The sequence below is a fragment of the Faecalibacterium sp. I4-3-84 genome (assembly GCF_023347255.1).
Taxonomy (GTDB): Bacteria; Bacillota; Clostridia; order Oscillospirales; family Ruminococcaceae; genus Faecalibacterium; species Faecalibacterium taiwanense.
This window is the reverse complement of record NZ_CP094466.1, coordinates 759161-772149: the sequence shown is the minus strand read 5'-3', so window position 1 is coordinate 772149 and position 12989 is coordinate 759161. Positions and strand designations below refer to the sequence as shown.

Here is a 12989-nt window from a genome sequence, read left to right as displayed (position 1 = left end):
CAGTGTGAAAGTGCTTTGCGCGCTCCCGCGGGGAGAAAGGGGCCAATTGCTATTATGCTACAACTGGCCCCTTTCACTAAAGTTAAATGTTAATTTTACGGAACAATGCCAGTAACCGTTCTCGATACAACACCACCAGAAATCTCGCCAGTAGCATCTACATCAATGTTAAAATCTGCGCTTATCGTAGTTCCAGAAGCAAAAGTTTTTCCTGTATATTTAAGACAGGTTAAGGTGTACTTAGGGATACCAAAATCATCCTGATAGTTGACGGAAATAGTCTTAGTCTTTGAGTAAGACCCTGTTGTCTTATACTTCCATACAATAGATCCTGTTATTTTTTGTAACAAGGTTGTTCGGCACTGCGCTATAATGGAAAAGTACAACTCATCAACATAGTGAATATTAGTAGTCACATTAACTGTTGCAATAGCTCGATTTCCTTGAACAGTATATGGGATTCCGCATTCTTCAAGTTCAGACTTCATCTCATCAAGTTCATCCAAACTCAAAGAAACTGGGATCTCAAATGTTTCTGAAGCTATAATACCTTGCTCTGCACTCATAGCCACATCTTCATCAGACGCCGCAAATGCCGTCATAGAAAGAGAGCACAACATTACAACCGCCAAGAACAGAGAAACAAGTCTTTTTCTTATCATACTGAAATCTCCTTTTTTGATTATTTTTTAGGGAAAGTCAACTCAAAGCAAACTCAAAACATTGGAAACCCTCCATTCTATATATCTGGGGTTTAACCCAAAACCGTACTTACGCCTTAGCGACAATTGAATATCTGGCAAAATATCTGCCAGCACTATGTTCCCTTTTTGGGGGAGAACACAGCTAATATCTGTATCAAAATAGTCATCTTGAACATTCACAACTTTATTTTTATAAAAAATTCTTAAGTTACTCTGATTTTGTATGATTAGACTCCACTCATCAGAAATAGCTTCGATCTGAGCAGCAGATAACATAACGCAATCTTTTTTCAGCGAATCGGCTATCTCTCCTGGGGAGAAATCACTATAACTAATAATACCTTGCAATTGCGGTCTACTAACGTAAATAGTAATCGCTACATCTCGAAAAAAAGTTATTGCTGCAAACAAACCACAAATTTCAGCAGGGCAAAAGCTATATAAAATAGTCAACGGGTGTTCAGCTAAAGAATTTTTCGCAAGCGACACATCACTAAAATCTGCCCAATTTATATACTGTAGCATATCACCATCTGTTACAGCAAAAATCGAAAAATCTTTTGAACAATAATACACCCTCTGAATTCCTCCTGCTTTTAATGAATTAAATAAATTTCTATCAAAAACAAGATAATTCATAGCATCTATTTTTTTCATTATGCAACCACTTTCTCCATCTTTATATCTCCTAACTGTCTTCGCCAAAAAACAACCGACTAAACCACCCTCTTTTTTGAGGTTTATCATCCACCACTTCTCGCATTTCCCCACCAGAAGTCAACCTCTGTTGAAGTGTTCCCGCATGAAGTGCCTGAGCTACCTGTGCGGTCTGTTGCGCCGCCACCAATGCCGAGCTGACATCTGCCAGTCTTGCGTTCAGTTCCTCGATCTGCTTATCCTTTACTTCAAGCTGCTCATTTTTACGGTCTAATTCCCTTTGCAACATGGAAATCAACACATCTTCCGAGGTTTCGCAACTTGCTTTCGCCGGTTGCGAAACTTGGTTTCGCCCATCACCTAAATAATGCTGATATATAGCGGTTTTTTTGGCTTTCGCTGATTGCGAAACTTCCTTTCGCATCTTTCGAAACATGGTTTCGCCGACACCACGCTCTGACCGCCTGTTCTGACACGCCACATTCTGCCGCTATTTCCGTTATAACACCCGCCATATATCATCACCACTCTTTCGTTTGGATCGATTCTCAAAACAAATCGCTATGAGAACCCGTCCTAATCAATTTCAAAATTAAAGTCTCTCTGACAACCTTGTAAACAAGCAACCAATCCGGCTCAATGTGGCACTCTCTCATGTCCTTATAGTTTCTGGAATTAGTGAGAGCGTGATCTCGGTATGCCTCCGGCAATGGTTGCTCATTGCATAACAGCGTAATGACTTCTTCCAGCTTCTTCGGATTGCAGCCCCGTTTTACCGCAAGCTTATAATCTCGTTTGAACTGCCCCGTAAACTCCGGCTTAAGCATTAAGTGCCTCCATCAAATCACAGACGCTGTCAAACGGGCCAAACATATCCTCGCCCTTGTCTGCCGCTTCCATCGCAGCATAGGTAGTGGCGTTCGGCTCGTCAACCTTGACCTCAAAGGGAAGTCCATGACACCTAAGTGCCTGGCGATAAAAAATCCCCGTTGCCGTACTCAAATCCATTCCCAAAGTCTTAAAAAGAGCTGCCGCCTGTGCTTTCAGCTCCGGCTCCATTCTAATCGTCATATTTCCTTTAGCCATACATAGCACTCCTTTCTCATCACATAGCTTGCACTTATATTATACTCAACATTCATTCGTTTTGCAAGTGCGTTGCAAATATTATTTGTATCTTTTCTGTGAACACCGTTTTTCTATATGGTAACACCGCAGCGTGCACATTTAAGGGTTGAAAAAGCCTTATTTTATGCGGTTTTCCAGCCTCGTTTTTGGTGGGTGTAAAACCCTTACCCGCCTCCAAAACGCCTTACAGGGCATTTCTGGTGCGTTTACAGCCCTTTCTTAAAATTCTCCACCAACAAATCGCTCAAAGCCTGTGACGGGCGTATTTTGACCGTTATATGCCCCTCCGGTATAGTGTCCCACCATTTGCGAATGGTGGGATAAGTCAATCCCGTCTCCCTTTTGCAATGGCTTTTCGTTCCCCCCGGATGTTGCTGCCGCCATTCATAGACCGTTTTCTGCGCCGTTCCGCTTCCAGATGGGCGTCCACCATTCGTACATTCCCCGATGCCAACCTTAAATTGTCTATTCATATTCATGTACTGCATGTGGAGTTTTTGTGATCGTCCATTCCGTCTATTCCTCTCGATACGAACATCGGTCAGAGCTTCAATATCAGAAATCGTGAAATTGTAATACTCCTTGTCGTAGGCCTCCAGCGCACTCCGTATATCTTCCTCGGTCAATGCGTTCTCATGCTTCACCATCTGTAGATCATCAAAAGCCTGTTTCATGTCCTGCCGGAGCTGCTGCTTCGACACACCGCATTTGTAGACATAAATGGCAAGACACATCAGAAAGAAATACCGATGCCCACCCTTTATCTCCCCGATCTGCCGCATCCACCAATGGAGGTGTGCCCAACTGGACACACCTCGGTGAGATACATCTATATAAGGCAGGGCGTTCCCTTTACTGGGAGCGTCCTGCTGTTTTTATGCTGCAACAGGCAAAGCTTGTAGAGCTTCCTGCTCTTTCAGCCATTCCTCGTATTCACGCTGGCCTTCCTCGCTGTTGAAAAACTCAACCATGGAGGGATAAAAGCAACGTGCAAGGGTCTTGATTGCTTCATCCGGGTAGCCGGATTTGTTTGACTTCTTCTTTTTGTTCAAATAGTATCCTCCGAAAATCAAAGTTCTATATCCTGCCCACGCGTGCGGTTTCGCTGCGGCACATTCATGGTGCGCTCCTGCTTGGGGGCAAGAATCTTTTCCAGAAAGCTGCGCACCAGTTCAGGTGCACGGTGGAGCGCATCCAGATAGGGCTTCACTTCGTACCAGAGTTCATGATACTTTTGGCCCCAATGAGCAGCTTCCTTCTTGGCGGTGGAAAGTTCTTCTTTCAGGCGGCGGTTCTCCACGTCCATCATATAGCCATGGTCGGCCTGTTTTTTCAGCATGGAAAATTCTTCTTCGGTCAGCGAATAGTTGCCGAGGAAGGTGCGCTTGCCGATATAATCCAGATCACGCGCATGAATGAGGGCTTCTTTCGTGAGCGTGGTCTTTTTCTGAATGGAGGCAAGTTCTTTCTCCTTTTGGGAGAGGGCCTGACTGGTTTTGGCAAGCGATTGTGCCTGCTGGTCGGCTTGGGTGGTCAGGGTGTCCAGCCGTTCCTGCTCCCGCTGGACTTTGAACTGAGTGACAGTCAGGTGTTCTTCGGTGCTGCCACGCTCGCCGCGCTCCACATCGGTGTACCCGGCAGTACGCATATAGTTGAAGAAATCGTCTTGCAGGACGCTGTACGACTTCTTCAGGACTGGCTTGCCGTTCTTTTGCAGCACGGGCTTTCCGGCATCGTCCAGCAGGGGCTTGGATGCCCACTTCTTGCTCCGGCTGACCTGCATGACAGTCTCCTTGACGGTGCCGACCAGTGCCTTGTCCTTGCAGCGTTTCGACCAGAGGATTTGCTTTTCCACCACAGGCACATAGACCACATGAAGATGGTAGTGGTAGACCTCCCGACCTAATGCTTCGGTCATGGCGCGGTTGATCTCATCCGCGTGCATGACTGCCGAGAGGATATACTGCTCACCACCCACAATCTGCACAGCAGCTTTGTAGGCATCCTCATAGAACTGCTTGGCGAACTCGTAGCCACCGTGATTGTCAAAATAGGCCGAGTTGACATCAAAGACAAGTTCGCAGTAGTGGGTGGCATCCGGCTTCAGGCCGCGCGTGGAAATCGTACCAGCGGTTTCCAGTTGGGCGAATAGGTCAGTGTAGCTGGCGGTTGGCTTTTTGAAGTGGACGTTCCATGCAGCGCGCTGGGGGATAATATCGGGGTTCCGATAGCTGTCCTTTTCACGCTCATTGTGCTGCTGGGTGTTGCCAACGGCCTTATCCGAAACGGCGAGATTTCGGACACTGGTGCGGTCAACGCCATCGTTTCTTGCCAAAGGGCATCCCTCCTTTCAAGGTTCATCGAGAGGTGACGGGGAACGGAGATGCACTTCTGCGGAAGTGTAATAACCCACTATGACACTTTCATCCCTGCGGTCTGCAAAGTGTAGTGGGCTCTCCGAGGGGGAACGTCTCCTGCGGGAGAGCTACAATCAAGTTCGCACAATGCGAACTTGATTGCTCCGTACGCATCTGAAAAAATTGCGTACGGACTTCAAATAACCTGTACGGTTCGTACGACGTACGGAAATCCGAAATATAAACGATAACACGCTTTAATTTATCTCAATTTGCCGTACAGGCGCGTACAAGTACAGACCGTACAGGTTGTACGAACTTCTTCCGTGAAAAAATGCACTTTTTACGGGCATGGGTGGACAAGCGGCTCAATGCCCACGAAACCACGCACCCTGCGGCCACCGGGCAGGGCGGTGTTATGCGTTGCACCAGAGTACCCCAAAGTGGGAACTCTGGTGTTTTTTGTTTCCTGCCTGAATATACGGGGAATTTTGCAGAAAGAGCAAAAAAGCGGCAGAACTGCAACGGAAAAAGAAAAAAGCCCTTACTGGTTGCAGGGCTGCAACAGCAAAGGCGGAGAGAAAGCCGTATATTGAACAAAACGGCAGAGCGTATTATAATGAAGAAAAAGCTCAAAAAGGAGGGCCGACCACGTGGCACAGGAATATCTGCCCGCACCATCCAACGTCCGTCTTGCGGACTTGATGAAAGAGCACAACATCAGCCAACCGGAACTTGCCAAGGAAATCGGCTGCTCCAAGAGTACCATCAGCCGCTTTATCAGCGGTGCAAAGGGAACCCTGACCCATGAGCAGGTGCTGAAGATCGCAAGGCTGTTCAACGTGTCTACGGATTTTTTGCTTGGAGAAACCAACATCCCCGACCGCAAGAATTACGACATTGTCGAACTGGGCTTGTCCGTAGAGGCTGCAAAGAACCTCTACACAGGGCGTGTCAATGCAGAGGTGGTCAACCTGCTGCTGGAAAACGCCCGCTTTGCAGAGCTTACTTACCGCATAGCGCAGTATTTTGATGATACTTTTGCGTCTGGCATCGCGGCACAGAATGCCATGCTCACGACATTGAGCACCTTGCTACGCACAAAGGTCAAGACCCCGGAAGCAGCCAAAGCCGCAAAGGACATCAGCCTTCGGAGAAAACCAGTGTATCAGGGCGACCTTGATGACATCGAGATGTACTTTATGGCGGCGGTCAAGGAAATCAAAAAGGGTATTGGGAGCCATTACGCCGAACAGGAAGCCATGAGCAAGAAAGCGGCAGCGAAGATGTTCACCGAATTGACTAAAGGGCAGGATGTGCAGCACCCAACGATTACGGCAGAGCAGTTGACAGATGCAATGTTGGACAGCGTTTCAGGCATGGAAGGAGCTACGCCGGAAGCGCTGGAACAGCTGCGGAACGGTCTGCTGGGAATCTTGCAGTCTGCCGCAGAGCAGGAAAACGCCCATGAAGCAGACGAATGAACGGCTTTGTGCGTTGGCACAGAAAGGCGATGCTGCCGCGCTGGACAGCCTGATCGACAACAACAAGTCCTTTATTGGCAAGGTGGCAAATGACCTTTTCCGCAGCATGAATCTGGCACAGTCTGGCCTGAACCTTGACACGGACGATTTGAAACAGGCGGGCAATCTGGGCTTATGGAAAGCTGTGTCGAAATTTGATGCAGCCTATGGCATGAAGTTCCTGACCTATGCGGCTCCTGCCATCCGCAACGCCATGATGGACATGGTGCGGGATGCCTTTGCCGCTTTTGAGCAGCGGATGGTGACGGAAGACAAGGACGGCGTCTGCTACCAGCGCGTTTCGCTGGATGAGGTTCTGCCGGGAGAAGAGCAGCTGCGGCGCATCGAAGCCATAGCCGACCCCTACGCCATGCAGCCGCAGACCATTATGGAGGAACAGGAATCGCGCCGGGAACTGTACGATGGTCTGAAACGACTGACCCAGCGGGAGCAGACCTACCTGCTGTACCGCTATGGCTTCACTGATGGCAAGGAACATCCTTTGATTGGTACGGCGATATATTTCCACCTGACAAAAGGCCGCGCCCAAAAGACCGAGGAACAGGCTATGGATAACCTGTGGCTGGAATTGCCGTGGTGGTTTATCTGAGTGAAAAGAAAAATCGTGATTGTGCTACAAGTTTTCTGGAAATTTATGTGCAGCTATACGATTTTGAGGAATTTTGTAGACGGATGAAACAAAATAGGATTAAATCTAAGTATCTAAGGAACGTTGATTTCACGAAGCTGCTGATTACCGACTGTAGGATTTGAGGAGGATGCCGTTTTATGAAAATTACACGAGATAAAATGTTTTTTTCAAAAGATCTTATTCATACACTGGCATATGTCGGAATGTTCGTGGCGGCAATTATATCGGTTGGAGCGTGTAAGTCTGGTATTTGGGTGGCTGCGATATTAGCATGGATTGTAGCAGGTATAATTATCGGATTGGCGATTATTTCCGACTATAAAAAGGCAGAACTTTTGAAAAATGAAACGAGAATCATCGGAAAGGTTACAGCAACAAAACGAGTACATATAAAATTTCATATGAGTACCTACCACCTTGCCGATGAAGATGTAATCTATCCATATGTGGTACATTATCAGTATAAAGTTAAGGGTGAAACCTATAATGGAAAGTCGCAGTGGTTTTGGTTCAATCCATGTATTCCGAAAGGGGCACCAATAAAAATTCTAGTAGACCCAAAGAATCCGGCCCGAAGTACAGTTCTCAAACCAGAAAGCTAAAGATAGCTTTCAATCGAGGTAAAACAAAAAATTTGTCCTTATAGCGTGTTTATTTAAAAGAAGATTGCGATTGTGCTACAAATTTTCGGAAAATTTATGTGCATCTATACGATTTTGGAAAATTTTGTAAACAAACGAAATAAATCAGGCTTAAATTTCGTTATATAAACAAAAAGCAAGGAGGGAGTTTTGATGACTTGTAAAAATTGCGGCTATGAAAACAAGCTGGGTGTTCGATATTGCCAGCGGTGTGGTCAGTATATTGAACCAAAACGGACGCTGGCACAAGAAGTTAAGTCGTGGGATTTTAGAAGCCTTGCTGGCGTTGGACGCAGAGATGTGAATATTGCGCCGTTGTTTACTGCACCATCCAATCAAACTCCGGCAAAGGCGCACCAAACGCCTTCGCCTGTTGAACCGATGCCAGATGGTAGGTGGTACTGCCCGGACTGTGGAACATTAAATGATTCTTCTGAACGATTTTGCAAAAACTGTGGAAAAGTCCGATAAAGGCGAAGAAAAACATGGAAGGAGGAAACAGTATGAAAAAGATGGCTACAATAGTTCTTGGCCTTATGCTAGTACTTACATTGGTTGGCTGTGGAAATAATGCTCAAAGTTCAGATGCGCACAATGCGGAATACGAAGAAGGCTATGCCGCTGGCTACGAGGCAGGGTATAATGACGGGAAACAGCAAATAGCCGAAAGCAAAAAGCATTTTGCACAGTTTTCGGGTTCTTTTATGGCCACAGTTGAGCAACTCTTGCCCGATTACTATGCGCTTCCGGGAAAAACAATCGCCGTTGTTCACTTCTTTCAAGACAGGCCTTTTTTGCTTCATTTCCAGAAGGACTTGACAGGCGAACTTATTGAAGGAACGTCTTATGTGTTTGAGTTTGAGACTTTTGAAGTTGAACTTCCCGACGATGAAGAAAATCCAGATATTTCAGATTATATGTATTCAATAAATGTTACCAGTTATAGAGTTGCAGAAGATGATGAACTTGGATTGGAAGGCAAGATGCCAACTGTCGAAATAGTATCGAAGTAAACAGTCAAGCTATTTTATAATGAAACACAAAGATGGCGGTACACATTGGAATAGGATTCAAAAGCCGTATGAAGAACACAGCATCAAAAAAGAAAACTTGTCTCGGATTTTTGCTGATCGTATTTTTAGCATATGTGGTGTGCTATCTTCTCTCTCAAACAGTGTTTCATGAAATCTACTTGTTTGAATGGACAGCAGCCCATTATTATTTGTGTGTATGGGTTGCATCCGTTACTTTCTGTTTTCTGGAAATGTATAAAGCGGCTCTTATCACAACGGCTGGAAACTGGGCAGGAATTTTGATTGGACAAGTGTTGGGCGATTTCATTATTAAAATAAACGCCACAAAAATCACGCCGGATATGTATATAGGAAAAGTATGGCAGCTCAAGACACACTATGGAGTTTTGATTTGGCTGCTCGTTTTCCTACTTTCGTTTGTTATCGGAATGATTGTTGAAAAGAAAAATCATTGTTAAAATGCGTAGTTAATAATAGACAGCCATCTATTTGCAAGTCGCAAGTAGATGGCTGTCGGTTTTATCTGTATATTCTAATTAAAGGCCAATCCTCTAAATCTGCTATGGTCACAGCTGAGTGAGAGATAATGCTCAATCTCACCACCCAGCACAAACTGGGCGTACTCCAAAGATTTATTCTAACGAATGAATATTCTGCGCTTTAAACAATTTAATGACGAATATATTGTGCAATACAGAGAATTTCAATAGCGGCTTCGCGCTTGATTGACTCGCAACGCAAAATGCGTTACAATAAAATTGAGGTGATAACCATGGAAAAAACGATGACACTCAATCTCCGTGTCAACCCTACTGTCAAGCAGCAAGCCGAAGACGTGCTGAAGCAGCTCGGCATCCCGATGGCAACAGCCATTGATATGTACCTGCGCCAGATCACCCTGACTGGCGGCATCCCCTTCTCGCTGTCTTTACCGAAAGCTCCTGCGGCTCTGAACGCTGACACCATGACCGATGACCAGCTTCATGCAGCCTTGCAGGTGGGCATTAAGGAGATTCAGAACGGTGATACCGTGGATGCTGCAAGCGCATTCGCACAGTTCAGGGAACAGCACAGATGAAGCAGTATGACGTAAAAATTTCCTATGTAGCCCTCAGCGATATGGAGCAGATTTACAGCTATATTGCTGACCGTCTGCTGGAGCCTGACACGGCTATGGGGCAGTATAACCGCATTGCAGAAGCTATCCAATCGCTGAACATCCTGCCGGAACGCTGCGCGCTGGTGGAAAGTGAACCAGAGCGCACCCAAGGGCTGCGGCAGATGCTGGTGGACAACTACTCGGTGTTCTACATCGTGGGCGAGGATGCGGTGTCAGTGGCTCGTGTGCTGTACAGTGCATCTGACCTTGTGCGCCGTCTGCGGAGAATGAAGTGAAAGGGGTGTTCGCATGACCGCCGTAATCTACGCCCGCTATTCCAGCGATAACCAGCGCGAAGAATCCATCGAAGGCCAGATTCGTGAATGTACGGCTTATGCCGAAAAGAACGGCATTACGGTAGTTAAGCACTACATTGACCGCGCCCTTTCCGCCAAAACGGATAACCGCCCGGACTTCCAGCAGATGATTAAGGACAGCGAGAAACGGTTGTTTGACATTGTGCTGGTCTGGAAGCTTGACCGTTTTGCCCGAAACCGCTATGATTCGGCCCACTATGAGTACCAGTTGGAACGAAATCATGTCAAGCTGGTATCTGCCACGGAGCCTATTTCTGACAGCCCTGCGGGTATCATGGTCAAGAGTATGCTCACCGGCATGGCTGAATACTACTCGGCAGAACTTTCTGAAAAAGTTGTGCGCGGCATGACCGAGAATGTTCTGAAGGGCAAGTACAACGGCGGCACGATTCCCATTGGTTTTAAGGTGGACGGGGAGAAGTTCTTTCAAATCGACCCGCTGAAAGCTCCCTTTGTGGTAGAAGCCTTTCAGCGGTATAACGATGGCGCGACCATGAAAGAACTGATGAACTGGCTGAACGACAGTGGCGTGACCACCAACCGCAATCAGAAGTTTACCTACAACAGTGTTCAGAAGCTGTTGACGAACAAACGGTACATCGGAGAAAACCACTTCAAGGACATTGTGATGCCCGACAGCATCCCGGCCATCGTGGACAAGGACTTGTTTGAGGAAGTGCAGCTGAAAATCAAAAAGAACAGCCGCGCTCCTGCCCGTCACAAGGCCGAGGATGATTATCTGCTCACCACCAAGCTGTTCTGTGGAATGTGCGGCGCGATGATGTTCGGCGAGTGCGGTACGGGTCGGAACAAAGTCGTTCATCATTATTATAAGTGCGCCACCGCGAAGCGTTTCAAGACCTGCAAGAAAAAGACCGTCCGTAAAGAGTGGCTGGAAGATTTGGTCATAGCTGAAACCATGAAGCTGATTCAGGATGATGCCGTGATTGATGCCATCGTTGCAGAAGTCATGGAGTTGCAAGATCAGGAAAACACCACTCTCCCTTTGCTGGAAAAGCAGATGCGCGAGGTAGAGAACGGCATTGAAAATATGCTGAACGCCATTCAAGCAGGTGTGCTGACCAACTCCACAAAATTACGTTTGGAAAAGCTGGAAGCCCAGCAGAAAGAGCTTGAAGTTCGGATTGCCGAAGAAAAAATCGCTCGACCACGGTTGAGCGAAAATCAGGTTCGGTTCTGGCTGACCCGGTTCCGCAAGCTCGACCCGAACGTGAAAAGCCACAGGGAGACGTTTATCAACACGTTCGTGAACGCGGTTTATCTCTATGATGAAAAAGTTTTGATTACATTCAACTACAAAGATGGCACAAAAACCATCACTTTTGATGAAATCGCCGCCAAAGATGCCCCAGAGGGCAATGGTTCGGATTTGGGTTGCTTCGCTCCACCAAAAAACCTCAACGTATGAAAGTACGCTGAGGTTTTTGTTTTGCGACAAAGCTAAACTCATCGGGCGGGTGGATTCGAACAGCATCGGCCCGCCGAATAGTCCGGCGGGCAAAAAAGCCCCTGCGGGGCTTTTTTAGATGCGCGGCTCGCGATATCCACCCGCGCCCACCAAAAAACCTCAGCGTATGAAAGTACGCTGGGGTTTTTGTATTACTGCAAAACCAGACTTATTGGGCGGGTGGATTTGAACAGCTGCGGCGATGTCGTTGAAGACGGCGCAAAAACAGCCCCGATGGGCCGTCAGGTTCACCGGGGCTGCTGCTATACCATGATTTTGTTGACGTTAACATTTTCGTGATGCTGCGAAAACATCACAGGTAGACCTTCTGGCTGCGCACCTGCGCTTCGATCAAAAGAGCTGCTTCCCCGTGGGGGCTATGCACATGCAGAATATCTGTTTGTGCCGCCGTTACTCTTCCGCTGCAGCTTTGGATTCGTTCACAAAGGCGGCAATCTTATCCACCTGAATTTCGGCAACGGCACGGCCGGTCTCGTAGACGCGGCGCAGCTGGACCGGATCGCGCTCCATGGAGCCGATCTCCAGCGGGATGGGCGGGCGGATGACGAACGCCTTGCCGGTCTGCTCCAGCATGGCAATGTGATCCAGCGTTTCGTTGTAGCGCTCGTGACGGTCGGCAACGGCTTCCACGAAAGCGGGGTAGCGCAGGTAGCGTGCCCGGATGGCGGGCAGCATCTTGTTCTTCTTTTTCACAAAGCCCTTGGGCTGGGTCAGCACAATGAGGTTGCGTTTGTAGCCGATGGACTCGAAGAACCGCACGGGGATGGAATCGGCAATGCCGCCGTCCAGCAGCTGATAATGGCCGATCTTTACGATCTTGGCCGCCAGCGGCATGGAAGCGGATGCCTGCATCCACTGGATATCCTCGGCATCGCCGGTGCGGCACTTGTGATAGATGGGGTCGCCGGTACGCACATCGGTGCACACCACAAAAAAGTCCATGGGGTTCTCTGCAAATGCCTTTGTGTCGAACACGTCCAGCTTTTCCGGCACGGTGTGGTAGCAGAACTGCTCACTGTACAGGTTGCCAGTGCGCAGCAGGTTGCCGAAGCTTGCGTAGCGCTTATCGTTGCAATACTGGGTGTTGTAGCGGATCACACGGCCGATCTGATGGGACTTGTAGTTGCAGCCGAACACCGCACCGGCCGAAACGCCAATGGCACCATCCAGCACGATGCCATGCTCCATCAATACATCCAGAACACCGGCGGTAAACATGCCGCGCATGGCACCGCCTTCCAGCACAAGACCCGTTTTCATATATGCTCTCCCCTCCTGTGTGCCGGTGCACAGATGCCGGACACACCTTATATTAACTACAGTATACT

Annotated in this window: 19 protein-coding genes and 1 pseudogene; 9 read left to right on the top strand and 11 right to left on the bottom strand. The window is 47.7% G+C overall.

The window, feature by feature from the left end; genetic code table 11:
• Window positions 1-95 precede the first annotated feature (95 nt).
• The 9 genes and pseudogenes from MTP41_RS03815 to MTP41_RS03775 form a co-directional block, all read right to left on the bottom strand.
• The gene (locus MTP41_RS03815; RefSeq protein ID WP_120081589.1) at window positions 96-662 is read right to left on the bottom strand and encodes a hypothetical protein; all 567 of its coding nucleotides are present in this window, start codon (window positions 660-662) and stop codon (window positions 96-98) included.
• A gap of 42 nt (window positions 663-704) precedes the next feature.
• Window positions 705-1451, bottom strand: a complete 747-nt coding sequence (locus tag MTP41_RS03810) for a DUF3658 domain-containing protein (RefSeq protein ID WP_149794777.1) — start codon at window positions 1449-1451, stop codon at window positions 705-707.
• A complete protein-coding gene (locus MTP41_RS03805) occupies window positions 1393-1797 on the bottom strand; it encodes a hypothetical protein (protein ID WP_243130344.1) in 405 nt (134 codons plus the stop codon). Before MTP41_RS03805 ends, MTP41_RS03810 begins: the two co-directional genes overlap by 59 nt.
• A gap of 16 nt (window positions 1798-1813) precedes the next feature.
• Window positions 1814-1876, bottom strand: a pseudogene (locus tag MTP41_RS03800) (hypothetical protein); the annotation flags it as partial.
• A 33-nt stretch (window positions 1877-1909) separates the two neighbouring features.
• Window positions 1910-2188 (bottom strand): type II toxin-antitoxin system YafQ family toxin, encoded by a 279-nt coding sequence (locus MTP41_RS03795; protein ID WP_015517764.1) that lies wholly within the window; start codon window positions 2186-2188, stop codon window positions 1910-1912.
• Window positions 2181-2447 (bottom strand): type II toxin-antitoxin system RelB/DinJ family antitoxin, encoded by a 267-nt coding sequence (locus tag MTP41_RS03790; RefSeq protein ID WP_120081586.1) that lies wholly within the window; start codon window positions 2445-2447, stop codon window positions 2181-2183. The genes MTP41_RS03795 and MTP41_RS03790 overlap by 8 nt, the downstream gene beginning before the upstream one ends.
• Window positions 2448-2695: 248 nt before the next feature.
• On the bottom strand, window positions 2696-3271 hold the full coding sequence (locus MTP41_RS03785; protein WP_249236239.1) for a hypothetical protein: 576 nt from the start codon (window positions 3269-3271) through the stop codon (window positions 2696-2698).
• Window positions 3272-3364: 93 nt separating this feature from the next.
• Window positions 3365-3541 carry a hypothetical protein gene (locus MTP41_RS03780; protein WP_223387700.1) on the bottom strand — a complete coding sequence of 59 codons (177 nt, stop codon included), beginning with the start codon at window positions 3539-3541 and terminating at the stop codon, window positions 3365-3367.
• Between the two features lie 17 nt (window positions 3542-3558).
• Complete coding sequence (locus MTP41_RS03775; protein ID WP_249236238.1) at window positions 3559-4824, bottom strand: plasmid recombination protein; 1266 nt, start codon at window positions 4822-4824, stop codon at window positions 3559-3561.
• A gap of 675 nt (window positions 4825-5499) precedes the next feature.
• Between MTP41_RS03775 and MTP41_RS03770 the strand changes: the two genes are divergently transcribed.
• The 6 genes from MTP41_RS03770 to MTP41_RS03745 all read left to right on the top strand — a co-directional run bounded on the left by MTP41_RS03770 (window position 5500) and on the right by MTP41_RS03745 (window position 9154).
• Complete coding sequence (locus tag MTP41_RS03770) at window positions 5500-6330, top strand: helix-turn-helix domain-containing protein (RefSeq protein WP_249236237.1); 831 nt, start codon at window positions 5500-5502, stop codon at window positions 6328-6330.
• Window positions 6314-6979 carry a sigma-70 family RNA polymerase sigma factor gene (locus tag MTP41_RS03765; protein WP_249236236.1) on the top strand — a complete coding sequence of 222 codons (666 nt, stop codon included), beginning with the start codon at window positions 6314-6316 and terminating at the stop codon, window positions 6977-6979. Before MTP41_RS03770 ends, MTP41_RS03765 begins: the two co-directional genes overlap by 17 nt.
• Before the next feature lie 179 nt (window positions 6980-7158).
• Window positions 7159-7623, top strand: a complete 465-nt coding sequence (locus MTP41_RS03760) for a DUF3592 domain-containing protein (protein WP_249236235.1) — start codon at window positions 7159-7161, stop codon at window positions 7621-7623.
• 192 nt (window positions 7624-7815) lie between these two features.
• Window positions 7816-8133 (top strand): zinc-ribbon domain-containing protein, encoded by a 318-nt coding sequence (locus tag MTP41_RS03755; RefSeq protein ID WP_097783549.1) that lies wholly within the window; start codon window positions 7816-7818, stop codon window positions 8131-8133.
• Between the two features lie 32 nt (window positions 8134-8165).
• A complete protein-coding gene (locus tag MTP41_RS03750; RefSeq protein WP_117477323.1) occupies window positions 8166-8675 on the top strand; it encodes a hypothetical protein in 510 nt (169 codons plus the stop codon).
• A 68-nt stretch (window positions 8676-8743) separates the two neighbouring features.
• Window positions 8744-9154, top strand: coding sequence for a hypothetical protein (locus tag MTP41_RS03745; protein ID WP_227611581.1), 411 nt, complete (start codon window positions 8744-8746; stop codon window positions 9152-9154).
• 74 nt (window positions 9155-9228) lie between these two features.
• Here MTP41_RS03745 and MTP41_RS03740 read toward each other — a convergent pair whose 3' ends face one another.
• Window positions 9229-9306, bottom strand: a complete 78-nt coding sequence (locus MTP41_RS03740; protein ID WP_307862850.1) for a hypothetical protein — start codon at window positions 9304-9306, stop codon at window positions 9229-9231.
• 162 nt (window positions 9307-9468) lie between these two features.
• On the opposite strand from MTP41_RS03740, the gene MTP41_RS03735 reads away from it, so the two are divergent.
• Genes MTP41_RS03735 through MTP41_RS03725 form a run of 3 tightly spaced genes read left to right on the top strand, consistent with a single transcriptional unit; the run spans window position 9469 to window position 11601 of the window.
• The gene (locus MTP41_RS03735; RefSeq protein WP_035393314.1) at window positions 9469-9774 is read left to right on the top strand and encodes a type II toxin-antitoxin system RelB/DinJ family antitoxin; all 306 of its coding nucleotides are present in this window, start codon (window positions 9469-9471) and stop codon (window positions 9772-9774) included.
• Entirely contained in the window at window positions 9771-10091 is a 321-nt protein-coding gene (locus tag MTP41_RS03730; RefSeq protein WP_249236234.1) for a type II toxin-antitoxin system RelE/ParE family toxin, read from the top strand. Before MTP41_RS03735 ends, MTP41_RS03730 begins: the two co-directional genes overlap by 4 nt.
• A 13-nt stretch (window positions 10092-10104) precedes the next feature.
• The gene (locus MTP41_RS03725) at window positions 10105-11601 is read left to right on the top strand and encodes a recombinase family protein (RefSeq protein WP_249236233.1); all 1497 of its coding nucleotides are present in this window, start codon (window positions 10105-10107) and stop codon (window positions 11599-11601) included.
• Between the two features lie 450 nt (window positions 11602-12051).
• On the opposite strand, the gene MTP41_RS03720 is transcribed toward MTP41_RS03725, so the two are convergent.
• Window positions 12052-12921: a patatin-like phospholipase family protein gene (locus MTP41_RS03720; RefSeq protein WP_249236232.1), complete on the bottom strand. Its 870-nt coding sequence runs from the start codon at window positions 12919-12921 to the stop codon at window positions 12052-12054.
• Window positions 12922-12989: the final 68 nt, after the last annotated feature.